Raw genomic sequence first — 22,254 nt, forward strand, 5'->3', positions numbered from 1 at the left:
GATCAAAGGGTCAGATCAAAGGGTCAGATCAAAGGGTCAGATCAAAGGGTCAGATCAAAGGGTCAGATCAAAGGGTCAGATCAAAGGGTCAGATCAAAGGGTCAGATCAAAGGGTCAGATCAAAGGGGTCAGTCGTCGAGGGTGAGCAGGGAGGCGTTGCCGCCGGCGGCGGTGGTGTTGATGGTGAGAGTGCGCTCGGTGGCGAAGCGCAGCAGGTAGTGCGGGCCGCCGGCCTTGGGGCCGGTGCCGCTCAGTCCTTCACCGCCGAAGGGTTGCACGCCGACCACCGCGCCGATCTGGTTGCGGTTGACGTAACAGTTGCCCACCTTCACGGTGCGGGCGATCTTCTCGACCGTGGTGTCGATGCGGGAATGGATGCCCAGGGTCAGGCCGTAGCCGGTGGCATTGATGTGTGCCAGCACCTCGTCCAGCTGGTCGGCGCGCCAGCGGATCACGTGCAGCACCGGCCCGAACACCTCGCGGTCGAGCTGCGACAGCGATTGCAGCTCATAGGCGCGTGGGGCGAAGAAACAGCCGTGTTCGGCGCCTTCCGGCAGCTTCACCTCCTTGATCAGCTTCGCCTCGCGGTCCATGCGTTCGGCGTGCGCCTGCAGGATCCGCCGCGCGTCCTCGTCGATGACCGGGCCGACGTCGGTGCTCAGCAGGCCCGGGTCGCCCACCACCAGCTCGTCCATGGCGCCGGCGAGCATCCGTATCACCTTGTCGGCGATGTCCGCCTGCACGAACAGTACCCGCGCCGCCGAGCAACGCTGGCCGGCCGAATCGAAGGCCGAGACGATGGCGTCTTTGACCAGCTGTTCCGGCAGGGCCGAGGAATCGGCGATCAGTGCGTTCTGGCCGCCGGTCTCGGCCACCAGGGCGGCGATCGGGGCATTGCGGGCCGCCAGCGCCCGGTTGATCGCCCAGGCGGTTTCGGTGGAGCCGGTGAAGGCCACGCCGTCCACGCGCGGATCGGCGGTGAGCGCGGCGCCGACGGTGGCGCCGTCGCCGGGCAGGAACTGCAGCACGTCTTGGGGGATGCCGGCTTCGTGCAGCAGCCGGGTGGCGGCATGCGCGACCAGGGTGGTCTGCTCGGCCGGCTTGGCGATGACGGCGTTTCCGGCCGCCAGGGCCGCCGCCACCTGGCCCAGGAAGATCGCCAGCGGGAAGTTCCACGGGCTGATGCAGACGAACACGCCGCGGCCGTGCAGGAACAGCTGATTGCTCTCGCCGGTCGGGCCCGGCAGCGGCGTCGGCTGGCCGAACAGGCGGCGCGCCTGCAGGGCGTAGTAGCGCAGGAAGTCCACCGCCTCGCGCACCTCCGCCACCGAGGCCGGCAGCGACTTGCCTGCTTCCTTCACGCACAGCGCCATGAACTGCGGCATGCGCTGTTCCAGCAGGTCGGCGGCGTGCTCGAGAACGAGGGCGCGGCTGGCGGCCGGCGTGCGGTCCCAGGCCTCCTGGGCGGCACGGGCGTTCTTCAGCGCCTGCTCGACCGTGGCGGCGTCGGCTGGCAGCCACTCGCCTACCTGTTCCCGCCGGTCGGCCGGGTTGCGTACCGGCACCGGCGTGCCCGAGGGGCTGGTGCCCGGCACCAGCGGCGCGGCCCGATGTGGCTTCAGCGCGGCATTGATGTCGCGGGCCAGGGAGGCGAGGGTGTCGTCGTTGGCGAGATTGGCGCCCATGGAATTGGTCCTGTCTTCGCCGGCGGCCCGGTACAGGTCGCGCGGCAGGGGAATGCGCGGATGCGGCTTGCTGGCGTAAACCGACACCGTTTCCACCGGGTCGGCCACCAGCGATTCCGCCGGCAGCGACTCGTCGGTGATGCGGTTGACGAAACTGGAGTTGGCGCCGTTCTCCAGCAGGCGCCGCACCAGGTAGGGCAGCAGGTCCTCGTGCGAACCCACCGGCGCGTAGACGCGGCAGGGCACGCCCAGTTTGTCGGCCGGCACCACTTCGGCGTACAGGTCGTCGCCCATGCCGTGCAGCTTCTGGTACTCGAAGCGCTTGCCACCGGCGAAATGGTGGATGGCGGCGATGGTCTGGGCGTTGTGGGTGGCGAACATCGGGTAGATCGCGTCGTCGGCCGCCAGCATGCGCCGGGCGCAGGCCAGGTAGCTGACGTCGGTATTGGCCTTGCGGGTGAAGACCGGATAGCCGGGGTGGCCGTCGGCCTGCGCCTTCTTGATTTCGCTGTCCCAGTAGGCGCCCTTGACCAGGCGCACCGGGATGCGCCGGCCGGTGCGGCGGGCCAGGTCGGCGATGAAATCGATCACGTAGGGCGCGCGCTTCTGGTAGGCCTGTACGGCCAGTCCGTAGCCCTCCCAGCCGTCCAGCGAGGCGTCGGCATAGGCACCGGCGATCACGTCGAGGCTCAGCTCCAGGCGCTCGCTTTCCTCGGCGTCCACGGTGAAGCCGATGCCGCGGGCCCTGGCCAGGCGGGCCAGCTCCAGCACCCGTGGGGTCAGTTCGGCCAGCACCTGGGCGCGGCGCGCGTGTTCGTAGCGCGGATGCAGTGCCGACAGCTTCACCGAGATCGAGGGCGCGGCGAAGACGTCGGTCGCGGAACTGCCGGCGCCGATCGCTTCGATGGCGTCGCGGTAGGCCCTGAAATAGCGCTCGGCGTCGCCGCGGGTGAGGGCCGCCTCGCCGAGCATGTCGAAGGAGTGCAGATAGCCCTGCTTCTCGTCCTTGGCGGCGCGTTCCAGGGCTTCCTGGATGGTCCTGCCCATGACGAACTGGTGGCCCATGATCTTCATGGCCTGGCGCACCGCCAGCCGGATCGCCGGTTCGCCGGCCCGGCCGACCAGTCGGCGGAAGGCGCCGATGGCGTCGCGCCGTGTTTCCTCGGCCAGCTGCACCAGCCGACCGGTCAGCATCAGGCCCCAGGTGGAGGCATTGACCAGCACCGAACTGGATTGCCCCAGATGCCGCTTCCACTCCGCCTCGCCCAGCTTGTCGCGGATCAGCGCGTCGGCGGTGGCGCGGTCCGGGATGCGCAACAGGGCCTCGGCCACGCACATCAGCAGCACGCCTTCCTCGCTGGACAGGTCGTACTGGCGCATGAAGGCTTCGACCATGCCCGGGTCGGCGGCGCGGATCCGGGTCCGGCCCACCAGGGCCAGGGCGGTGGCCTGCACCCGTGCCTGTTCCGCGGGGGGCAGGCGGGCCTGCTCCAGCAGTTCGGCCAGGTGTTCGGCTTCGTCGCGGTGATAGGCGGCAGTGATGCGGGCGCGCAGGTCCGGCGCGGATCCGGGCAGTTCGGGGCTGAGAATGGGCTTCACGGCGTTCCGGCGGTCGATCCGGCAAGGGGCCGCGCAGGGCGCGCGGGGCCGCGCATTCTAGCAGGCCGGCGAAAAACGGCCCGCCCGGGGCGGACGGGATGGCCACGACGGCGAAGCGGGCGCGCGAGCGATTGATTCGCCCCGGAGCGGGTCCGGATACGTGCCGGGCTGGCGGCGGGAGAGGGGCGTGGCGACAAGCGTTTTCCCGCAACCCGATGCGGGCCTGGCCGGCGGGCCGGGCGCCGACGGCGCCGTCCGCAGCCCCGTTCGGCTTGCCCCCCCGGAGCACGGCTCGGTAAACTCCCGTGGTTTTCCGAAGCGGGGCCTTGGGCTGCGGTGATCGAGCTCGTGCCAGCGGCGCCGACCGGGTCCGGGGCCTCCCTGGTGCTCCGGCCGCGGCGCGCCATGAGCGCGGGCCAGTTCGCCGTCCTGTTCCTCGCCCTGTCCCTGGCCATGTTCCTCGTGGCCGGGTACGCCTGGAGCCGGGGCAATGTGTTCGCCCCGGCCTTCGCGCTTCTGGACGCGGCCTTCATCGCGGCGGTGCTGCGATGGGTGTGGCGCCAGGGCGAGCGCTTCGAGGTGATCGCGCTGGACGAGCGCCGCCTCGAGGTTCGCCGCTCGGCCCGGCCGGGTCCGGACTTCGTGGCCCACCCCTACTGGGTGCGGCTGCGGGTGGACGGCGACGAGGACGGGCAGCGGGTGCTGCTGGCCTGCCAGGGCCGGCAGGTCGAGGTCGGCGCCTTCCTCTCGCCGGGAGAGCGCCGGGATCTCGCCGCCCGGCTGGAACGAATGCTGGCGGCGGCACGGCGCCGCGGCCTGGACCAACGGGATTGACGTGTTGTCGGGGTATGTTCGGATGAATGCAGCGATGAGATCAGCGATTGCCACAGGCCTGGCCACCGCCCTGGCCGGCCTTCCGGCCTGGGCCGACAGCGAACCCCGGCGCTGGCAGCTGAACATGCCGCGCGGCGTGACCGAGACCGCGTACAACGCCTACGACATGCACATGCTGATGTTGTGGATCTGCGTGTTCATCGGCCTGGTGGTGTTCGGCGCCATGGCGGTGGCGATGTTCCGGTTCCGCAAGTCCAGGGGGGCGGTGCCGGATACCGGCTTCACCCACAGCACCCGGCTGGAGATCCTCTGGACGGTGATCCCGATCGTCATCCTGGTGGTGATGGCGGTGCCGGCCACCGTCAAGGTGATCGAGCAGTACGACACCAAGGGCAGCGAGATGACCGTCAAGGTCACCGGCTACCAGTGGATGTGGCGTTACGAGATCGTCGGCGAGGACGTCAACTTCATCTCGCGGCTCGACCGCGAATCCGACCGCCTGCGCCAGAGCGGCGTCGTGCCGAGCGAGGCTGACCATCCGCACTACCTGCGCGACGTTGATCGCCCGCTGGTGCTGCCGGTGGACACCAAGATCCGTTTCGTCTTCACCGCCGACGACGTCATCCACGCCTGGTGGGTGCCGGCGCTGGGCTGGAAGCAGGACGCCATCCCGGGCCTGATCAACGAGGCCTGGACCGAGATCAAGCAGCCGGGCACCTACCGCGGTGTCTGCGCCGAGTTGTGCGGCAAGGACCACGGCTTCATGCCGATCGTGGTGAAGGCGGTGCCGAAGGCCGAGTACCAGGCCTGGCTGGCCGCGCAGAAGGCCGGCAACGAGGCCGAGGCCGCCCGCATCGTCGCCGCCGCCACCGCCCGCGCCGGCGGCGAAGGCTGAGCAGCAGAACCAGAGAGAGGCAGAAAGACATGGCACACACCGACGCCGCGCACGCCGACCATCACGGCGAGCACAAGCAGAGCTTCTTCCAGCGCTGGTTCTACTCGACCAACCACAAGGACATCGGCACTCTGTACCTGGTGTTCTCGCTGGTGATGTTCTTCATCGGCGGCTCGATGGCCCTGGTGATCCGCGCCGAGCTGTTCCAGCCCGGCCTGCAGCTGGTCGAGCCCGAGTTCTTCAACCAGATGACCACCATGCACGCGCTGGTGATGATCTTCGGCGCAGTCATGCCGGCCTTCGTCGGCCTGGCCAACTGGATGATCCCGCTGCAGATCGGCGCGCCGGACATGGCGCTGCCGCGCATGAACAACTGGTCGTTCTGGATCCTGCCCTTCGCCTTCACCCTGCTGCTGCTGCCGACCTTGCTGCAGGTGCTGTTCGGCATCGGCGGCGGCGGCCCGGCCGGCGGCTGGACCCTGTATCCGCCGCTGAGCCTGCAGGGCGGCAACAGCACCGCCTTCACCATCTTCGCCATCCACCTGATGGGCATCAGCTCGATCATGGGCGCGATCAACATCATCGCCACCGTGCTGAACATGCGCGCCCCGGGCATGGACCTGCTGAAGATGCCGGTGTTCGTCTGGACCTGGCTGATCACCGCCTTCCTGCTGATCGCGGTGATGCCGGTGCTGGCCGGCGCGGTCACCATGCTGCTGACCGACAAGTTCTTCGAGACCAGCTTCTTCAACGCGGCCGGCGGCGGCGACCCGGTGATGTACCAGCACATCTTCTGGTTCTTCGGCCACCCGGAGGTCTACATCATGATCCTGCCGGCCTTCGGCATCGTGTCGGAGATCATCCCGACCTTCGCCCGCAAGCCGCTGTTCGGCTATCAGGCCATGGTGTACGCCACTGCCTCGATCGCCTTCCTCTCGTTCATCGTCTGGGCCCACCACATGTTCACAGTGGGCATGCCGCTGGGCGGCGAGCTCTACTTCATGTACGCCACCATGCTGATCGCGATCCCGACCGGCGTGAAGGTGTTCAACTGGGTCACCACCATGTGGCGCGGTTCGATCAGCTTCGAGACGCCGATGCTGTTCGCGCTCGGCTTCGTGATCATGTTCACCATCGGCGGCTTCTCCGGCCTGATGCTGGCGATCGTCCCGGCCGACTACCAGTACCACGACACCTATTTCGTCGTGGCGCATTTCCACTATGTGCTGGTGACCGGCGCCGTGTTCGGCATCATGGCCGGCGTGTACTACTGGATCCCGAAGTGGACCGGGCACATGTACAACGAGAAGCTGGGCAAGCTGCATTTCTGGCTGTCCACGATCTTCGTGAACCTGCTGTTCTTCCCCCAGCATTTCCTCGGCCTGGCCGGCATGCAGCGCCGCGTGCCCGACTACAACGTCGCTTTCGCCGATTTCAACATGTGGTCCACCATCGGCGGTTTCGGCTTCGGCATCAGCCAGCTGCTGTTCGCCTGGATCGTCTGGCAGACCGTTCGCGGCGGCGCCAGGGCGGAAGCGCGCAGCTGGGAGGGTGCCAAGGGCCTGGAGTGGACCGTGCCCTCGCCGGCGCCGCACCATACCTTCACCACTCCGCCAGTCATCAGGGATGGCGACCTGGCGCACGGTGACGTGACCCACTGACGGAGGAAGCGGCGCCGCCCGGCGCCGCGCCAGGCCCATGAACGCCCAGCACGACCCGTTCCGCACCGAAGCCCGCCGCCGCGGCATCCGCCGCACGGCCTGGGCGGTCGGCCTGGTCGCGCTTGCCGTATACCTCGCCTTCATCCTGTCGGCGGTGCTGCCATGAACGCGCCGGTGTCGCCGCGTCGTACCTTCCGCACCATCGCCCTGGTGGCGGCTGGATCCTTCGTGTTCGCCTTCTCGCTGGTGCCGCTGTACCGGATCGCCTGCGAGAAGGTGTTCGGCATCAAGCTCGAGCAGGGGCCGGCCGGAGAGTCGCGGGTGGCAGGCCTGGAAGTGGACGAGTCGCGCACGGTGATCGTCGAGTTCGACGGCACGGTGAACTCGAAGCTACCCTGGGAGTTCCGGCCGCAGGTGCTGCGCATGGAAGTGCATCCGGGCAAGCTGTACGAAGCCAACTACATCGCCCGCAACGTCTCCGACCGCGCGATCGTCGGCAACGCGGCGCCCTCGGTGGCGCCGTCCACCGCTTCGACCTACTTCAACAAGACCGAATGCTTCTGCTTCACCGAGCAGCTGCTGCAGGCCGGCGAGGAGCGCCTGATGCCGGTGCGCTTCATCATCGACCCGGCGCTGCCCGACAACGTGAGCACGGTCACGCTTTCCTACACCTTCTTCAGCAACGACGCGGCCACCGCCCGGGTCGCGGCCGGCAACCATCCCGCCGCCGCCGCCCGTACGGCACCGTGACCGCAGGCCTTCCAGGAGCACCGGGGAACCCCATGGCACAGACCCACGACGCCAACGTGTACTACGTCCCGCACCACAGCCCGTGGCCCTTCATCGGTTCGATCACCCTGTTCGCGACGGCGCTGGGGGTGGCGAACTGGTTCAACGGCCACGCCTGGGGCCAGACGCTGTTCTTCATCGGCCTGGCGGCGACCCTGGGCGTGCTGGCGGCCTGGTTCGGCAACGTCATCTCGGAATCCATCTCCGGCAAGTACAACGCCCAGGTGGACGTGTCGTTCCGCATGGGCATGATGTGGTTCATCTTCTCCGAGGTGATGTTCTTCGCCGCCTTCTTCGGCGCCCTGTTCTATGCCCGCCAGTTCGCCCTGCCGTGGCTGTCGGGCGAGGGCGACGGCGCGCTGACCAACCAGTACCTGTGGCCGGGTTTCACGGCCGGCTGGCCGAGCAACGGCCCGGCCGGCATCGGCGGCGCCTTCCAGACCATCCCGGCCTGGGGCCTGCCCCTGGTCAACACGCTGCTGCTGCTGAGCTCGGGCGTCACCATCACCATCGCCCACCACGCGCTCAAGGCCAACCGGCGCGGCGCCCTGATCTTCTGGCTTGGCGCCACCATCCTGCTGGGCACCGTCTTCCTGTGCGTGCAGGGCTACGAGTACGTCCACGCCTACCAGGAGCTGGGCCTGACCCTCGGCTCCGGCATCTACGGCTCGACCTTCTTCATGCTGACCGGCTTCCACGGCATGCACGTGTTCCTGGGCACGGTGATGCTGATCGTGATCTGGCTGCGTTGCATGAAAGGGCACTTCAGCCCGGACCACCACTTCGGTTTCGAAGCGGTGGCCTGGTACTGGCACTTCGTGGACGTGGTCTGGCTGGGCCTGTTCCTGTTCGTCTACGTGCTCTGACGCGACTGCGGTCGCGGCAGTCCGTGCGCGGGCCGGCCCAGTGCCGGCCCGATGCCTTTGCAGGCCTCAGCGGCCGATGCCGTGCGGCTGTACCAGGCCAGTGGCGATGCCGAGGATGACCAGCAGGATCAGCGCCACCGACAGGCCGATGCGCCAGGTCAGCGACCTCACCGTGCGCTTGGTCCTGCCCTTGTCCACGATCATGTAGTACAGGCCAGCGCCGAGGTTCCAGAGGATCAGGATCAGGAAGGCGATGACGACGAGGGTTTTCAGCTCATTGCTCATGGCGTGGCCCGAATGGGAGAACGCGCCATTATCCGCCGATGCGGGGATGGGGTGGTGAAACGTCGTGTCGTCCTGGTGCTGACCGGCCTGTGCCTGGCGCTCGCCTTTGCCGCGCTGGGTCGCTGGCAGCTGGGCCGCGAGACCCAAAAGCGCGAGCTGCTGGCACGGGCCGATGCCGCGCTGCGTGCGCCGGCCTCCGACCTGGCCGCCGCCCTCGCCGATCCGGGCCCCTGGCCGCTGCGGGTGCGGGGCCGGGGCCGCTTCCTCGCCACGCCGGTGCTGTGGCTGGACAACCAGCGACGCGGCGACCGGGTCGGCTTGCGCATGTACTGCGCCTTTCAGCCCGCGGACGCGGCGGCCTTGCTGGTGGACATGGGCTGGCTGCCGCTGGCCGGCGACCGCCGCCTGCCGGTCGAGCACTGCCCGCGCGGCGACGCCGAGCTGGCCGGCCTGCTGGTGCCGCCACCGGCCCCGGGCCTGGCCCTGGGCCCGGGCATGCAGGCGCAGACGGACGGCAGCTGGCTGGCGCTGCGGCTGGAACCGGCCGCGGTGGCCCGGGCCTGGGCCCTGCCGGACCTGGCCGCGCGGGTGCTGCGCCTGGATCCGGCCCTGCCGCTGGGCCATGAACGCGATCTCGACCTGCTGCCCAACACCCTGCCGCCGGAGAAGCATCGCGGCTACGCCATCCAGTGGTTCGGCCTCAGCGCCGCCACCCTGGTCATCCTGATCGTCCTGAGCTTGCGCCGACGCCCATGAAAGACACATCCGCCAAGACCCGATCGCGCCTCACCCTGCTGCTGGTGGCCGTCCTGTTCCTGGGCAGCTTCGGCATCGCCGCCGGCCTGTTCTTCGGCGGCTGGAAACCCGGCCAGACCCGGAACCTGGGGCAGATGCTGGACCCCTACCCCCGCTTGCAGGACCTGCCCCTGAGCCGGGCCGACGGCCAGGCCTGGCGCTGGCGTCCGGAAGAGCGGCACTGGCACGTGGTCGTGCCGGTGCCGGCGGACTGCGGCGCTTCCTGCGTCAGGTTGCTGGACGCGCTGCACCGGGTCTGGCTGAGCGAAGGCCGGCATGCCGACCGGCTGAAAGTGCTGTGGTTCGGCGAACTGCCGGCATCCGCGCCGGCGTTTGGCGGCCTGGTGCCGATGGCCGCTTCCGCCGAGTTGCTGGCCCTGCTGCCGGACACGCCGCGTCCGGACGCCCTGCCGGTCTATCTGGCCGATCCCAATGGTTACCTGGTCCTGCGTTACGCCCCCGGATTCGATCCCTCGCACCTGCGCAAGGATCTCGGCCGGGTCTTGAAGTAAGGTCGCCGGCATGAACTCCCCGCACCGTCACTACCACCGCCTCGCCTGGGCCGCCGTGCTGCTGGCCCTGGCTGTGATCGTGTTCGGTGGTTTCGTCCGGCTGTCCAATGCCGGCCTGAGCTGCCCCGACTGGCCGACCTGCTACGGCAAGGCGACCTGGCCGGTGGCCGAGCACGAAGTCGAAGCGGCCAACGCCGCCTTCGAGCGCGCGGTGGAACCGCACAAGGCCTGGCGCGAGCAGTTCCACCGGCACATCGCCGCCCTGCTGGGCGCCTTCGTGCTGGCGCTGGCCCTGCTGGCGGCGCGCAAGCGTCCGGGCGGCATCGCCAGCCTGCTGACGGCGGCACTGCTGGTGGCGCTGTCCATTCCGGCCTATATGGGAGTGCCCGGCCTGCTCGCACCCAACCACGGCCTTTCCCTCGCACTGTTCCTGGCAGCGGAACTGCTGCTGCTGGCGCAGGCGATCCGCTGGTCGAACGCGGACGCCTCGCGGCTGGCGACCGTGCTGTTCATGGTCATCGTGTTCCAGGCCGTGCTGGGCATGTGGACGGTGATCTGGCTGGTCAAGCCGGTGATCGTGATGGCGCACTTGCTGGGTGGCCTGCTGACCTTCTCGCTGCTGGTGTGGCTGGCCTGGGCCACCACGCCGGGCAGCGCACTGGTGCTGGCCGAGGCGGGGCGGCTGCGGCGCCTGCTGTGGGTCGGCCTGGGCCTGCTGCTGGTGCAGATCGCGCTCGGCGGCTGGACCAGCGCCAACTACGCCGCCCTGGCCTGCGGCACCGACTTCCCGACCTGCCTGGGCCAGTGGTGGCCGGAGCAGGACTGGCGCGAGGGTTTCGTGCTTTGGCGCGGTATCGGCGTGGATTACGAAGGCGGCGTGCTCGATGGCCCGGCCCGCGTCGCGATCCAGATGGCCCACCGCCTGTTCGCGCTGCTGGTAGTCGGCCACCTGGCCTTCCTGGCGCTGCGCCTGATCCGGACACCGGGGCTGGTGTTCTGGGGAACGGTCCTTGCCGTGCTGCTGCTGGCGCAGGTGAGCCTGGGCATCAGCAACATCGTTGCTGGCCTGCCGCTGTGGGTGGCCACGGCCCACAACGCCGGTGCCGCCCTGCTGCTGTTCACGGTGGTTGGCCTGCTGGCCCGCCTGCGGACGCCGGAATGAGCCGCGCCATCGCCTACTGGGAACTGACCAAGCCGCGGGTGGTGGCGCTGATCGTGTTCACCGCGGTGATCGGCATGTTCCTGGCGATCGAGCCCGGCCGGCCGTGGCCCTGGCCGCGCATCCTGCTGGGGGCGCTGGGCATCTGGCTGGCGGCGGCCTCGGCGGCGGCGATCAACCACCTGCTGGACCAGCGCATAGACGCGGTGATGGCGCGCACCCGGCACCGGCCGCTGGCTACCGGCTCGCTCCGCTCCGGCCAGGTGCTGGCCTTCGCGCTGGCGCTGGGCACGGCGTCCATGGCCTTGCTGTGGGCGGGCGTGAACGGTTTCACCGCGCTGCTGACCTTCGCCTCGCTGATCGGCTACGCGGTGGTCTACACCGGCTGGCTGAAACGGGCCACGCCACAGAACATCGTCATCGGCGGGCTGGCCGGCGCGGCGCCGCCGTTGCTGGGCTGGGCCGCGGTACGCGGCTTCCCGGCCGAGGGCACCCTGGCGGCGCTGTGGGAGCCGGCCTTCCAGTACCACCACGCGCTGCTGCTGGTGCTGATCATCTACGTGTGGACGCCGCCGCATTTCTGGGCCCTGGCGATCTTCCGCCGCGAGGACTACGCCAAGGCGCTGGTTCCGATGCTGCCGGTGGTGTACGGCGTCGGCTATACCCGCTGGCAGATCCTGTTCTACACCGTGCTGCTGCTGGTAGTGAGCCTGCTGCCCTTCGTCGCCGGCATGAGCGGAGTGTTCTACCTGGGCGGCGCCCTGGTGCTGGGCGGCGTCTTCCTCTACTACGCCATTCGCCTGCTCGACCCGCCCAGCGAGTTCTATGCCATGCAGGTGTTCAACTATTCGGTGGTCTACCTGATGGCGCTGTTCGCCTTCCTGCTGGCCGACCACTGGTTGCTGCCGGGCATGGCGCCGGCGCCGGCGCTGGAACTCGTTCCGGGGGAGTGAAGGACGCCGGCGACACCGCCGGCATCCGGTCCATCTGCGGCGCCGCCTACTTGCCCAGCAGGTGCTTCTGCCAGAACAACATCGCCGCAGCGTTGAAGAAATCGCTGTTGCTCTTCTTGCGGAAGCCGTGGCCTTCATCCCTGAACATCAGGTACCAGACCTCGCCGCCGTTGCCGCGTACCGCCTTCACGATCTGCTCGGCCTCGGTCCAGGGTACGCGCGGGTCGTTGTAGCCCTGGGCCACGAACAGCGGCCGGGTGATCCGGTGGGCATTGTTGAGCGGGGCGATCCGCTCGTGGAAGGCGGCGATCTCGGGAATGCGTTCGTCGCCGTACTCGGCCCGGCGCAGGTCCCGGCGGTAGCTCTCGGTGTTCTCAAGGAAGGTGCGGAAATGCGAGATGCCGACCACGTCTATGCCGGCGCGCAGGCGGTCGTCGTAGTGCACCATGCTGGCCAGCACCATGTAGCCGCCGTAGCTTCCGCCCATCACGCCGACGCGCGTGGCGTCGAGCTCGGGCCGGGTGGCGATCCATTCCAGCAGGGCGCCGATGTCGCGCACCGAATCCTCGCGCTTGAGGCCATTGTCCAGCTGCAGGTAGGTCTTGCCGTAACCGGCCGAGCCACGCACGTTCGGCACCAGCACGGCCACCTTCAGCTCGTTGAGCAGGAACTGCGTGTTGGGGTTGAACACCGGCAGGGCCTGCGATTCCGGGCCGCCATGGATGCTGATGACCACCGGGAACGGGCCCTCGCCCTCGGGGCGGTAGTAGAAGGCCGGGATGGTGCGCGGCTGGCCTTCGACCTCGTCGAAGGTGGGGAAGCGCACCAGCTCGGGCGCGCGGAAGCGCGAGGCATCCAGGCCACCGACTTCGCTCTGCGTCCAGCGCGCCAGCTTGCCCTGGGCCAGGTCCAGCACGTAGACGTCGCTGGGCGAGGTGGCGCTGTTGAGGGTGAGCGCCAGGCGCCGCCCGTCGGGCGAGAAGCCCAGGCTGCCGATCACGCCGATGGGCAGTTCCGGCAGGTCGAGCTCGCGGTGGTCGGGCAGGCTGAGTACGCGCAAGCGGCTGATGCCGTCCTCGTTGCTGACGTAGGCCAGGTGCCGGCCATCGGCGGCGATGGCCAGTTCGCGCACGTCCCAGGGCACATGGGCGCTGAGCGCGGTGGGCGCGCCGCCGCGCGGGTCGTGCTGGAATAGGGTGAGGAACTCGCGGCCTTCGTCGGACACGTAGTAGACCGAGCGGCCGTCCGGCGCGTAGCGGAAGGCGCGGAACGCCGCCTTGCCGCCGTCCACCGGAAACATCCGCAGCTCGCCCGTGGCCAGGTCCAGCTCGCCGGGGTAGCTTTCGTTGATGCTGACGTACTTCATCACCAGCAGGCGCCCGCTCTCGGGCGAGAAGTCCATCGGCAGCCACATCCCGCCCTGTTGCAGCACGATGCGCGCTTCGCCACCGGCCATGTCGCGCAGCCACAGGTCGTAATCGGTGCCGTTGCGGGCGGTGCTGGACCAGGCCAGCCACCGGCCGTCGTGCGACCATAGCGGCGCGGTGTTCTGGCTGCGGCCGCCGTCGGTGAGCAGGCTCACTTCGCGGCTGTCCAGGTCGTACCAGTGCAGTTGCCAGAACTCCGAGCCGCCCACGTCCTTGCCGAAGACGAAGCCGTCGGCGCCGGCCGCCGGCGCGGCGGTGACGGCGCTCACCGGTTCGCGGTAGAAGGTCAGCTGTTCGCGCATGCCCATCGGCATGGCCACACGATGCACCTGGCTGGTTTCGCCGAAACGGGTGGTGACCAGCAGGCTGCCGTCCTCCAGCCAGCCGGAGAAGGTGGCGCCGCGGGTGTTCTGGTAGCGGTCCAGCCGTTCGATCAGCTCTGCCGGCACCTCCGGCAGGTTCTCCATCACCCGGTTGCCAACCTCCACGCGCTCCACCGCTGCGGCCGGCAGCACCAGCCATGACAACAGCCCCAGCACGATCAGCCTCATCGCTCCACCTCCAGCTTGGGATGGTCGAAGCATACCCCGGTGTCGCCATGCGGGACGGGTCGGCGGTGTGGCGCCATCTGGCGACCCGGACGGTAGGGTGGGGAATCTCAGATGCGCAACATCGCGCAACGGCGCGGGCAGCCGAAGCCCCGCACGGACGCGCGCCCTAGCGCGCCGCGTGCAATTCCCGCAGTTCGGCCTTCTCGGCTTCGCTCAGGCCGGACATGCCCACGTCGCGGACGCGATCGTTGAGCTCCTCCAGCCGCTGCTGTCGCGTCTGCCGATCAAGCTGCGCCAGCGCGTCCAGCAGCTCGGCGCGCCAGCCGGCCTCGTCACCTGGGAAATCCTGCGCGGCCAGCTTCTGCAGCGCCGCTTCCTCATCGCGGCCGGCGAAATGCTCCAGTACCGCCCCGGTGCTGATGCCGGGCCGGCTGCGGGCCAGGCTGAGGATTTCCATCAGCAGCGGGATGCCGGGCTGGCGCAACACGGCGAAGAGATAGGGCGGCTCGACCGCCTCGGCCAGCGCCGGCTTCTGCAGCAGCAGGCCGATGGCGGTGCGCACCAGGCTGCGTTTCGGTGCCGGACCGCGGCCGCCGCCGGGCGCCGGGGGCGGTGCCGCCGGGGGCGGACCGGCGGTCACGACGGCGCCGACGCCGGTGAGTTCGGCCAGGCGCTGGTACATCAGGTCGCGGAAGGCGCCGTCGGGAATCTGCGCCAGCAGCGGGCGCGCGCGTTCGGCCAGCCGGGCCTTGCCCTCGACGCCGCCCAGGTTCACGTCCTTGCCCAGTTCGGCGAAGAAGAACGCGCTCAGCGGTGTCGCCTGCTGCAACCGGGCGTCGAAGCCGGCGGCACCCTCCTTGCGCACGATGCTGTCCGGGTCCTCGCCTTCGGGCAGGAACAGGAAAAAGGCCTGGCGGCCGTCGCGCATGCGCGGCAGCACCGATTCCAGCGCGCGCCAGGCGGCGCTGCGGCCGGCGCGGTCGCCGTCGAAGCAGAAATAGACGTCGGCGGCGTTGCGGAACAGCAGTTCGGCGTGTTCGGGCGTGGTGGCGGTTCCGAGCGTGGCCACGGCGGTGTCCACGCCGTACTGGAACAGCGAAAGCACGTCCATGTAGCCCTCGACCACCACCAGCCGCGGGATCCTGGCGTGCGCCTGCCGCACCTGCCACAGGCCGTACAGTTCGCGGCCCTTGTGGAAGAGGGCGGTCTCCGGCGAGTTGAGGTACTTGGGGCCGTCATCCTTCTCCAGCACCCGGCCGCCGAAGGCGATCACCCGGCCACGGCGGTCGTGGATGGGGAACATCACCCGGTCGCGGAACTTGTCGTAGACGCGGCCGGCGTCGTTGCGCGAGAACAGGCCCACCTTCTCCAGCAGCGCCAGCCGGCGTTCGTCGGTGCCCAGGGCGGCCTTCAGGCCCTCCCAGCCGTCCGGCGCGTAGCCGATGCCGAAGCGGGCGCGGATCTCCGCCGACACGCCGCGCCTGTCCAGGTAGGCCCTGGCCTTGGCGCTGCCCTGCAGCTGTTGCTGGAAGAAGCGGGCGGCGGCCTCCAGGGCCGCGTACAGCTCGCGGCTTTCACCGTTCTCGTTGCGGGCGCGGGTGTCGCGCGGCACGTCCATGCCGGCGCGTTTGGCCAGTTCCTCGACCGCGTCGAGGAACTCGAGCCGGTCGTAGTTCATCAGGAAGCTGATCGCGGTGCCGTGCGCGCCGCAGCCGAAGCAGTGGTAGAACTGCTTGGTCGGCGACACCGTGAACGAAGGCGAGCGCTCGTCGTGGAAGGGGCAGAGCGCCGCGTACTCCCGCCCCTGCCGCTTCAGCGGCACGCGCGAACCGATGACCTCGACGATGTCCGTCCGGGCCAGCAGCTCGTCTATGAAGGCGTCGGGAATCCTTGCCATGGCCGCCTAGCATGCCCGAAAGCCCCGCCCGGGGTCGCCGGGAAAGCCTCAACCGGCCAGCGACTTCTTCACCAGCTGGGAAACCAGGCCCATGTCGGCCTTGCCGGCCAGGCGCGGCTTGAGCGCGGCCATCAGCTTGCCCATGTCGGCCGGGCCGGCGGCGCCGGTTTCGGCCCTGGCGGCGGCGATGGCGGCCTGGATCTCGGCTTCGCCCATCTTCTCCGGCAGGTAGGCCTCGATCACGCCCAGTTCGTAGCGCTCGGCCCGGGCCAGGTCATCGCGGCCGGCCGATTCGTACTGGGCGATCGAATCCTTGCGCTGCTTGACCATCTTCTCCAGCACCGCCTGCACCAGCGCGTCGGTCATTTCCACCCGCTCGTCCACTTCCTTCTGCTTGATGGCGGCATTGATCAGGCGGATCACGGCCAGGCGGTCCTTTTCGCCGGCCTTCATCGCCGTCTTCATGTCCTCGGTCAGTCGGGCCTTCAGGTTCATGCTCGATCTCCGGGTATCAGGAACACAAAAAGCCGGCAGCGGGACGCATGCCGGCTTCCTGTCGTCGCGGAAGAGCGGCCGCGGACGGCCGCCGTTCCGCGCGGGAATGCGCGATCAGTACAGGCGCTGGCGCTTGGTGACGTCGCGCGACATGCGCCGCAGCTGACGCTTCACCGCGGCGGCGGCCTTGCGCTTGCGCTCCTGGGTCGGCTTCTCGTAGAACTCGCGCTTGCGGGTCTCGGCGAGGACGCCGGCCTTCTCGCAAGTGCGCTTGAAGCGACGCAGCGCAAACTCGAACGGCTCGTTTTCGCGGACTTTCACAGACGGCATGGAATGCTCCGGGATGCGTGGATTTCGCCCGGCCTGGCCGGCGAGCCGGGTATGATACGCGGTCTCCGGCGCGGCAGGCAAGCCAAGCCCCGGATTTCCCTTGCAACCGGGCCTTGCGGCCCCAGAACCCGCCCATGCGCGTCCTCGGCATCGAAACCAGCTGCGACGAGACCGGCGTGGCCGTCTACGACACGGCCGCCGGCCTGCGGGCGCACGCCCTGCACAGCCAGGTGGCCCTGCACGCCGAATACGGCGGGGTGGTGCCGGAACTGGCCAGCCGGGACCACGTGCGCCGGCTGCTGCCCCTGGTTCGGCAGGTGCTGGCCGAGGCCGGCCTGCGCCCGGCCGATCTGGACGGGGTCGCCTACACCGCCGGTCCCGGCCTGGTCGGGGCCCTGATGGTGGGCGCCGCCGCCGGCCGCGCCCTGGCTTGGGCCCTGGACGTGCCGGCCGTGGCCGTGCATCACATGGAAGGCCACCTGCTGGCGCCCATGCTGGAAGACCCGGCCCTGAAGCCGCCCTTCGTGGCCCTGCTGGTGTCCGGCGGCCACACCCAGCTGGTTCAGGTTCGCGCCGTCGGCGACTACGAGCTCCTGGGCGAGACCCTGGACGATGCCGCCGGCGAGGCCTTCGACAAGACCGCCAAGCTGATGGGCCTGCCTTACCCAGGCGGTCCCGAGCTGGCCCGCTTGGCCGAGCGGGGCCGCCCCGGCCGGTTCCGCTTCGCCCGGCCCATGACCGACCGGCCGGGCCTGGATTTCAGCTTCTCCGGGCTCAAGACCCAGGTGCTGCTGGCCTGGCAGGGCTCGGACCAGAGCGGGCAGACCCGGGCCGACCTGGCCCGCGGCTTCGAGGAGGCCGTGGTGGACACCCTGGCGATCAAGTGCGCCCGGGCCCTGGACCGGACCGGCGCCGACACCCTGGTGGTGGCCGGCGGCGTCGGCGCCAACCGCCGCCTGCGCGAGAAGCTGCAGGCCCTGGCGGCCGAGCGTGGCGCCCGCGTGCGCTTCCCGCGCCCGGCCTTCTGCACCGACAACGGCGCCATGATCGCCTTCGCCGGTGCCCTGCGCCTGCAGGCCGGCCAGCGCGAGCCCGCCGCCGTCACCGTGACGCCACGCTGGGACATGGCAAGCTTGCCGGCCGTTTGAAGGAGCCGCGAATGGACAGGGTTTTCATCGAGGGCCTGCAGATCGAGTGCGTGATCGGCATCTACGACTGGGAACGCAAGATCCGCCAGCCGGTGGTGCTGGACATCGAGATGGCCTTCGACAACACCCGCCCGGCCGCCACCGACGCCATCGAGGACACCCTGGACTACAAGGCGGTCAGCAAGCGCCTGATCCAGTTCGTCTCCGAATCCAGCTTCGGCCTGGTGGAAACCCTGGCCGAGCGCTGCGCCGCGATCATCACCGGTGAATTCGGGGTCGAGCACGTGCGCCTGAAGCTGAGCAAGCCAGGTGCCGTGCGCGGGGCGCGCTCGGTGGGCGTCATCATCGAGCGCAGCCGGCAGCCGTGAGCCGGGCCTGGCTGAGCCTGGGCAGCAACATCGAAGCCGAGGCCAACCTGCGCGCCGCGGCGGCGGCGCTGCGCCAAGGTTTCGGCGACGTCGTCTTCTCGCCGGTGTACCGGACGCCGGCGGTGGGCTTCGAAGGCCCGGACTTCCTCAACGCCGCCGCCGGCCTGGACACCGAGCTTTCACCGCAGGCGCTGAACGACTGGCTGCACGCCCTGGAAGAGGCGCGGGGCCGCGTGCGCGGCGGCCCGCGTTTCGCCAGCCGGCCGCTGGACCTGGACATCGTGCTTTACGACGACCTGGTGCTCAGTGGTCCCGACAACCTGCAGTTGCCGCGGCCGGAGCTGAAGCACGCCTTCGTACTCTTTCCGCTGGCCGACATCGCGCCGGACCTGCGCGTGCCCGGCAGCGGCCGCAGCCTGGCCGAGCTGCGCCGCGATCATCCCGGCCAGCCCGGCCTGGTGCGGCTGGACTGGACGCTGTAGCGGCGGTCGGGGCATGGCCGGGTGACGTCCGGCCTTGCGGCGCCGGCGCACGCTCCGCATGATCGGCCGGGTACCGGGCCGGCCGCCCGGGAGGAGGGCGACACCATGTTCGATCGGCTTTCCCGCAGCTGGTCGCTGGTCAAGGCCAGCGCCTCGGTGCTGCGTTCCGACAAGGAGCTGCTGCTGTTTCCGGTGATCTCCGGCATCGCCACCCTGCTGGTGGCGGCCACCTTCCTGCTGCCGCTGTTCGGCCTGGGCCTGCTGGACGGGCGCGGGCCGGGGCCGGGCCTGTACCTGCTGGGCTTCCTGTTCTACCTCTGCCAGTACTTCGTCATCTTCTTCTTCAACACCGCCCTGGTCGGTGCGGCCATGATCCGCCTGGAGGGCGGCGACCCGACCGTGGCCGACGGCCTGCGCATCGCCCGCGAGCGCATCGGCGCCATCCTCGGTTACGCCGCCATCGCCGCGACGGTGGGCCTGATCCTGCGGGCGCTGGAGGAACGCGCAGGTTTCCTCGGCCGCATCGTCGTCGGCATCATCGGCCTGGCCTGGACCCTGACCAGCTTCCTGGTGGTGCCGGTGCTGGTCAGCCGCAAGGTCGGCCCGATCGAGGCGCTCAAGGAAAGCGTCGGCCTGCTCAAGCGCAGCTGGGGCGAAAACCTGGCCGGCAACGTCGGCATCGGCCTGGCCTTCGGCCTGATCACGGCGGTGGTGGCCATCGTCGGCATCGCCCTGGTGATCGCCTCGGCCCGCATCGGCGGCGCCCCGCTGGCGATTCCGGTGATCGCGATCGCGGTGCTGGCCGTGGCCTTCATCGGCGTCCTGCAGGCAGCCCTGACCGGCGTGTATTCGGCGGCGCTGTACCGCTACGCCGTGGACGGGCATGCGCCGGCCGGTTTCGACGAGGGCGCGCTGCAGGCGGCCTTCGTCCGCAAGTGATTCAAAGGTTCAGGCTGCGCCCGCCATCCACCCGGATGACTTCGCCGGTGGTGTAGCGGGCATCCTGCAGCAGCCAGCGCACCGCCTCGGCCACGTCGGTGGGGTCGCCGGCGCGACCGAGGGCCGTGGCCGCCAACATGGCGGCCTTTTCCTTTTCCGCCTTGCCGGCCTCGGGCCAGAGCACGGCGCCCGGCGCCACCGCGTTCACTCGCACCTCCGGCGCCAGCTCGCGCGCCAGCGAGCGGGTCAGCATCAGCAGGGCGGCCTTGGCCATGCAGTACAGGGTGTGATGCCGCAGCGGCCGCTCGCCGTAGATGTCGGCCAGGTTGACGATGGCGCCGCCGGCCGCGCGCAGGGCCGGCGCCGCCGCCTGCGCCAGGAAGAAGGGCGCGCGGGCGTTGGCGGCGAACAGTTCGTCGAACTGCGCCGGCGTCGTCTCGCCGATCGGCGTCGGGTAGAAGGCGCTGGCGTTGTTGACCAGGGCGTCGAGCCGGCCGAAGCGGGCCAGGCATTCCTTCACCAGCCGGGGCGGCACGGCGTCCTCGGCCAGCTCGCCCTGCAGCCGCAGCACGCTGTCCGGCCGCGCCGCGTTCAGCTCTTCGGCCAGGGCGCCGGCCTCGGCGGCGCTGGCGCGATGGTGCAGGGCGATGTCGTAACCGGCCGCGTGCAGGCGGCGGACGATGACGGCGCCGACCCGACGGGCGGCACCGGTGACCAGGGCGACGGGACGGGCTTGCTTCATCTGCATTCTGGCCGTGGACGGGAATGCCGGTATCCTGCGCGGACCCGCGGCAAGATTCCATGATGAGCACAGCCCTTCCCACGCCCGGTCCCGAGGCCCAGGCGCACAGCGACCGCCTGCTGGCGCTGATCCGCGACCAGATCGCCGCCGCCGGCGGCGCCATTCCCTTCTCCCGCTACATGGAGCTGGCGCTGTATGCGCCGGGCCTGGGCTACTACAGCGCCGGCGCGCGCAAGTTCGGCGCCGAGGGCGATTTCGTCACCTCGCCCGAGCTGGGGCCCAGCTTCGCCCGCTGCGTGGCCGACTGCGCCCGCCAGGTGCTGCACCAGTTGGGCGGGCAGGGCGATTTCCTGGAGATCGGCGGCGGCAGCGGCGCCTTCGCCGAGGCGGCGCTGCTGCGCCTGCACGCACAGGAGGCCTTGCCGGGCCGCTACCTGATCCTCGAGCCCAGCGCCGACTTGCGCGAGCGGCAGCGGCAGCGCCTGCAGGCCGGCCTGCCGGAAGCGGCGAGGGCGCGCGTGCAGTGGCTGGACGGGCCGCTGGAGCAGCCCTGGCAGGGCTTCCTGTTCGCCAACGAAGTGATAGATGCCTTGCCGACCCCGCGTTTCGCCGTGCGCGGCGGCGAAGTGTTCGAGGAACACGTGGCCCTGGACCGCGAGGGCGCGCTGATCCGGGTGGACCAGCCCGCCGATGCGCTGCTGCACGCGGCCGTGCGCCATGTCGAACGCGACCTGGGCGCGCCGCTGCCGGACGGCTACCGCAGCGAACTGCTGCCGCAGCTGCCCTACTGGATCCAGGCGGTCGGCGGCCTGCTGCGCGACGGCGCCATGGTGTTCGTGGACTACGGCTACCCGCGCGCCGAGTATTACCTGCCCGAGCGCAGCGACGGCACCCTGGTCTGCCACCACCGGCACCGCGCCCACGGCGATCCCTTCCACCTTCCCGGTCTGACCGACATCACCGCCTTCGTGGATTTCACCGCCCTGGCCGAGGCCGGCGTCGGCGCCGGCTTCGATCTGGCCGGCTACTGCGCGCAGTCGAGTTTCCTGATCAATTGCGGCCTGGCCGAGTGCCTGGCGGAAATCGAGGCCATCGCCGATCCGGTCGAGCGCCACCGCCGGCACAACGAGGTCAAGCGGCTGATGCTGCCGGGCGAGATGGGCGAGCGTTTCCAGGCCATGGGCTTCCAGCGCGGCGTGGACATCCGCTGGGCCTTCGCCCGGGGCGACCTGAGCCGGCGCCTGTGAGCCGGCGCCGGTGGACCTGCATCCGCAAGTGCGCGCAGGCAGGCCTGTATCCATGAACCCACCGTCATGAGCCGGCATTCGTGAGCCTGCGCCGCTTTCACCGCCCCCGGTTGTGGCTGAGCCTCTGGGCGCTGGGCTGGCTGCTGTGCATAGCGCTGTCGCTGTCGCCGCCGGTGCCGCTGGCGATGCCACCGGGGTCGGACAAGCTCGGTCATCTGCTCAGCTATTTCCTGCTGGCGGCCTGGGCGGCGATGCTGTTCCGCGGCCCGCGCGCGCTGCTGCCGGCCGGCCTGTCGCTGCTGTTGCTCGGTGCCGGCCTGGAGGTATTGCAGGCCACGCTGACCGAGCAGCGCCTGGGCGAGTGGCAAGACCTGGCGGCCAATGCGCTGGGCATCGCCGCCGGCCTGGCCGTGGCCGGTACGCGCGCGGCTGCGGCCCTGGAATGGCTGGACGGGGCCATGGCCGGGAAGCGCGGGCGGGAGGCCGGCGAAAGAAACCCCGGCGCGTGAACACGGCGCCGCGGCCGCGAACTCCCCGGCGCGGCGGCCGCCGGGTGCCCGTCGCGCGGCGCGAGGCCACGACGGCATGGCGCGAT

22 protein-coding genes and 1 pseudogene are annotated in these 22,254 nt (G+C 70.0%); 16 read left to right on the top strand and 7 right to left on the bottom strand.

The genetic code is table 11. The features are described 5' to 3' along the window. Positions 1-128: 128 nt before the first annotated feature. Positions 129-3,302 carry a bifunctional proline dehydrogenase/L-glutamate gamma-semialdehyde dehydrogenase PutA gene (putA, locus tag F0415_RS11330; protein WP_246149953.1) on the bottom strand — a complete coding sequence of 1,058 codons (3,174 nt, stop codon included), beginning with the start codon at positions 3,300-3,302 and terminating at the stop codon, positions 129-131. A 366-nt stretch (positions 3,303-3,668) separates the two neighbouring features. On the opposite strand from putA, the gene F0415_RS11335 reads away from it, so the two are divergent. The 6 genes and pseudogenes from F0415_RS11335 (at position 3,669) to F0415_RS11355 (ending at position 8,329) form a co-directional block, all read left to right on the top strand. Then, the gene (locus F0415_RS11335) at positions 3,669-4,118 is read left to right on the top strand and encodes a DUF2244 domain-containing protein (RefSeq protein ID WP_281286606.1); all 450 of its coding nucleotides are present in this window, start codon (positions 3,669-3,671) and stop codon (positions 4,116-4,118) included. Between the two features lie 34 nt (positions 4,119-4,152). Then, a pseudogene (gene coxB / locus F0415_RS11340) lies at positions 4,153-5,011 on the top strand (cytochrome c oxidase subunit II); the annotation flags it as partial. Positions 5,012-5,042: 31 nt separating this feature from the next. Beyond that, complete coding sequence (gene ctaD / locus F0415_RS11345) at positions 5,043-6,674, top strand: cytochrome c oxidase subunit I (protein ID WP_149861337.1); 1,632 nt, start codon at positions 5,043-5,045, stop codon at positions 6,672-6,674. Positions 6,675-6,711: 37 nt separating this feature from the next. After that, positions 6,712-6,840, top strand: a complete 129-nt coding sequence (locus F0415_RS12800; protein ID WP_281286607.1) for a hypothetical protein — start codon at positions 6,712-6,714, stop codon at positions 6,838-6,840. After that, positions 6,837-7,424 carry a cytochrome c oxidase assembly protein gene (locus F0415_RS11350; RefSeq protein WP_149861338.1) on the top strand — a complete coding sequence of 196 codons (588 nt, stop codon included), beginning with the start codon at positions 6,837-6,839 and terminating at the stop codon, positions 7,422-7,424. The genes F0415_RS12800 and F0415_RS11350 overlap by 4 nt, the downstream gene beginning before the upstream one ends. A 32-nt stretch (positions 7,425-7,456) precedes the next feature. Then, the gene (locus F0415_RS11355) at positions 7,457-8,329 is read left to right on the top strand and encodes a cytochrome c oxidase subunit 3 (RefSeq protein ID WP_149861339.1); all 873 of its coding nucleotides are present in this window, start codon (positions 7,457-7,459) and stop codon (positions 8,327-8,329) included. A 66-nt stretch (positions 8,330-8,395) separates the two neighbouring features. Here F0415_RS11355 and F0415_RS11360 read toward each other — a convergent pair whose 3' ends face one another. Next, complete coding sequence (locus tag F0415_RS11360) at positions 8,396-8,614, bottom strand: twin transmembrane helix small protein (RefSeq protein WP_149861340.1); 219 nt, start codon at positions 8,612-8,614, stop codon at positions 8,396-8,398. A gap of 54 nt (positions 8,615-8,668) precedes the next feature. Here F0415_RS11360 and F0415_RS11365 point away from each other — a divergent pair, with 54 nt between their 5' ends. From F0415_RS11365 to cyoE, 4 genes are read left to right on the top strand one after another with little or no spacing between them, the layout of a single operon-like run. Then, entirely contained in the window at positions 8,669-9,370 is a 702-nt protein-coding gene (locus tag F0415_RS11365; protein WP_342780508.1) for an SURF1 family protein, read from the top strand. Then, entirely contained in the window at positions 9,367-9,921 is a 555-nt protein-coding gene (locus F0415_RS11370) for a hypothetical protein (RefSeq protein ID WP_149861342.1), read from the top strand. The genes F0415_RS11365 and F0415_RS11370 overlap by 4 nt, the downstream gene beginning before the upstream one ends. A gap of 10 nt (positions 9,922-9,931) precedes the next feature. After that, a complete protein-coding gene (locus F0415_RS11375) occupies positions 9,932-11,083 on the top strand; it encodes a COX15/CtaA family protein (RefSeq protein ID WP_149861343.1) in 1,152 nt (383 codons plus the stop codon). After that, the gene (gene cyoE, locus F0415_RS11380; protein WP_149861344.1) at positions 11,080-12,033 is read left to right on the top strand and encodes a heme o synthase; all 954 of its coding nucleotides are present in this window, start codon (positions 11,080-11,082) and stop codon (positions 12,031-12,033) included. Before F0415_RS11375 ends, cyoE begins: the two co-directional genes overlap by 4 nt. A gap of 46 nt (positions 12,034-12,079) precedes the next feature. On the opposite strand, the gene F0415_RS11385 is transcribed toward cyoE, so the two are convergent. From F0415_RS11385 to rpsU, 4 genes are all read right to left on the bottom strand, one after another. Next, positions 12,080-14,011 (bottom strand): S9 family peptidase, encoded by a 1,932-nt coding sequence (locus F0415_RS11385; RefSeq protein ID WP_210244188.1) that lies wholly within the window; start codon positions 14,009-14,011, stop codon positions 12,080-12,082. A 166-nt stretch (positions 14,012-14,177) separates the two neighbouring features. After that, entirely contained in the window at positions 14,178-15,908 is a 1,731-nt protein-coding gene (gene dnaG / locus F0415_RS11390; RefSeq protein WP_149861345.1) for a DNA primase, read from the bottom strand. Positions 15,909-15,956: 48 nt separating this feature from the next. Then, positions 15,957-16,403 carry a GatB/YqeY domain-containing protein gene (locus tag F0415_RS11395; RefSeq protein WP_149861346.1) on the bottom strand — a complete coding sequence of 149 codons (447 nt, stop codon included), beginning with the start codon at positions 16,401-16,403 and terminating at the stop codon, positions 15,957-15,959. Positions 16,404-16,517: 114 nt separating this feature from the next. After that, complete coding sequence (gene rpsU / locus F0415_RS11400; protein WP_149861347.1) at positions 16,518-16,733, bottom strand: 30S ribosomal protein S21; 216 nt, start codon at positions 16,731-16,733, stop codon at positions 16,518-16,520. A 134-nt stretch (positions 16,734-16,867) separates the two neighbouring features. On the opposite strand from rpsU, the gene tsaD reads away from it, so the two are divergent. From tsaD to F0415_RS11420, 4 genes are all read left to right on the top strand, one after another. Continuing rightward, the gene (gene tsaD / locus F0415_RS11405) at positions 16,868-17,881 is read left to right on the top strand and encodes a tRNA (adenosine(37)-N6)-threonylcarbamoyltransferase complex transferase subunit TsaD (RefSeq protein ID WP_149861348.1); all 1,014 of its coding nucleotides are present in this window, start codon (positions 16,868-16,870) and stop codon (positions 17,879-17,881) included. A gap of 11 nt (positions 17,882-17,892) precedes the next feature. Continuing rightward, a complete protein-coding gene (folB, locus tag F0415_RS11410; protein WP_149861349.1) occupies positions 17,893-18,249 on the top strand; it encodes a dihydroneopterin aldolase in 357 nt (118 codons plus the stop codon). Beyond that, the gene (gene folK / locus F0415_RS11415; protein WP_149861350.1) at positions 18,246-18,731 is read left to right on the top strand and encodes a 2-amino-4-hydroxy-6-hydroxymethyldihydropteridine diphosphokinase; all 486 of its coding nucleotides are present in this window, start codon (positions 18,246-18,248) and stop codon (positions 18,729-18,731) included. The genes folB and folK overlap by 4 nt, the downstream gene beginning before the upstream one ends. 105 nt (positions 18,732-18,836) lie before the next feature. Continuing rightward, on the top strand, positions 18,837-19,670 hold the full coding sequence (locus tag F0415_RS11420; RefSeq protein ID WP_149861351.1) for a DUF6159 family protein: 834 nt from the start codon (positions 18,837-18,839) through the stop codon (positions 19,668-19,670). Position 19,671: 1 nt separating this feature from the next. On the opposite strand, the gene F0415_RS11425 is transcribed toward F0415_RS11420, so the two are convergent. After that, positions 19,672-20,418: a pteridine reductase gene (locus tag F0415_RS11425; protein WP_425457845.1), complete on the bottom strand. Its 747-nt coding sequence runs from the start codon at positions 20,416-20,418 to the stop codon at positions 19,672-19,674. Between the two features lie 56 nt (positions 20,419-20,474). Between F0415_RS11425 and F0415_RS11430 the strand changes: the two genes are divergently transcribed. Together F0415_RS11430 and F0415_RS11435 are read left to right on the top strand one after the other, a co-directional pair. Continuing rightward, entirely contained in the window at positions 20,475-21,659 is a 1,185-nt protein-coding gene (locus F0415_RS11430; RefSeq protein WP_149861353.1) for a class I SAM-dependent methyltransferase, read from the top strand. A gap of 80 nt (positions 21,660-21,739) precedes the next feature. Continuing rightward, positions 21,740-22,168: a VanZ family protein gene (locus F0415_RS11435; protein ID WP_149861354.1), complete on the top strand. Its 429-nt coding sequence runs from the start codon at positions 21,740-21,742 to the stop codon at positions 22,166-22,168. The last annotated feature ends 86 nt before the right edge of the window (positions 22,169-22,254 follow it).

The sequence above is a fragment of the Arenimonas fontis genome, from assembly GCF_008386465.1.
Lineage (GTDB): Bacteria > Pseudomonadota > Gammaproteobacteria > Xanthomonadales > Xanthomonadaceae > Arenimonas > Arenimonas fontis.

What these genes read in the sequence shown, in the direction of transcription:
- ctaD (WP_149861337.1), top strand. Translation starts at nt 5,043, where the DNA reads ATGGCACACACCGACGCCGCGCACGCCGACCATCACGGCGAGCACAAG.
- F0415_RS12800 (WP_281286607.1), top strand. Translation starts at nt 6,712, where the DNA reads ATGAACGCCCAGCACGACCCGTTCCGCACCGAAGCCCGCCGCCGCGGC.
- F0415_RS11350 (WP_149861338.1), top strand. Translation starts at nt 6,837, where the DNA reads ATGAACGCGCCGGTGTCGCCGCGTCGTACCTTCCGCACCATCGCCCTG.
- F0415_RS11355 (WP_149861339.1), top strand. Translation starts at nt 7,457, where the DNA reads ATGGCACAGACCCACGACGCCAACGTGTACTACGTCCCGCACCACAGC.
- F0415_RS11360 (WP_149861340.1), bottom strand. Translation starts at nt 8,614, where the DNA reads ATGAGCAATGAGCTGAAAACCCTCGTCGTCATCGCCTTCCTGATCCTG.
- F0415_RS11370 (WP_149861342.1), top strand. Translation starts at nt 9,367, where the DNA reads ATGAAAGACACATCCGCCAAGACCCGATCGCGCCTCACCCTGCTGCTG.
- F0415_RS11375 (WP_149861343.1), top strand. Translation starts at nt 9,932, where the DNA reads ATGAACTCCCCGCACCGTCACTACCACCGCCTCGCCTGGGCCGCCGTG.
- cyoE (WP_149861344.1), top strand. Translation starts at nt 11,080, where the DNA reads ATGAGCCGCGCCATCGCCTACTGGGAACTGACCAAGCCGCGGGTGGTG.
- F0415_RS11385 (WP_210244188.1), bottom strand. Translation starts at nt 14,011, where the DNA reads ATGAGGCTGATCGTGCTGGGGCTGTTGTCATGGCTGGTGCTGCCGGCC.
- dnaG (WP_149861345.1), bottom strand. Translation starts at nt 15,908, where the DNA reads ATGGCAAGGATTCCCGACGCCTTCATAGACGAGCTGCTGGCCCGGACG.
- F0415_RS11395 (WP_149861346.1), bottom strand. Translation starts at nt 16,403, where the DNA reads ATGAACCTGAAGGCCCGACTGACCGAGGACATGAAGACGGCGATGAAG.
- rpsU (WP_149861347.1), bottom strand. Translation starts at nt 16,733, where the DNA reads ATGCCGTCTGTGAAAGTCCGCGAAAACGAGCCGTTCGAGTTTGCGCTG.
- tsaD (WP_149861348.1), top strand. Translation starts at nt 16,868, where the DNA reads ATGCGCGTCCTCGGCATCGAAACCAGCTGCGACGAGACCGGCGTGGCC.
- folB (WP_149861349.1), top strand. Translation starts at nt 17,893, where the DNA reads ATGGACAGGGTTTTCATCGAGGGCCTGCAGATCGAGTGCGTGATCGGC.
- F0415_RS11420 (WP_149861351.1), top strand. Translation starts at nt 18,837, where the DNA reads ATGTTCGATCGGCTTTCCCGCAGCTGGTCGCTGGTCAAGGCCAGCGCC.
- F0415_RS11425 (WP_425457845.1), bottom strand. Translation starts at nt 20,418, where the DNA reads ATGCAGATGAAGCAAGCCCGTCCCGTCGCCCTGGTCACCGGTGCCGCC.
- F0415_RS11430 (WP_149861353.1), top strand. Translation starts at nt 20,475, where the DNA reads ATGAGCACAGCCCTTCCCACGCCCGGTCCCGAGGCCCAGGCGCACAGC.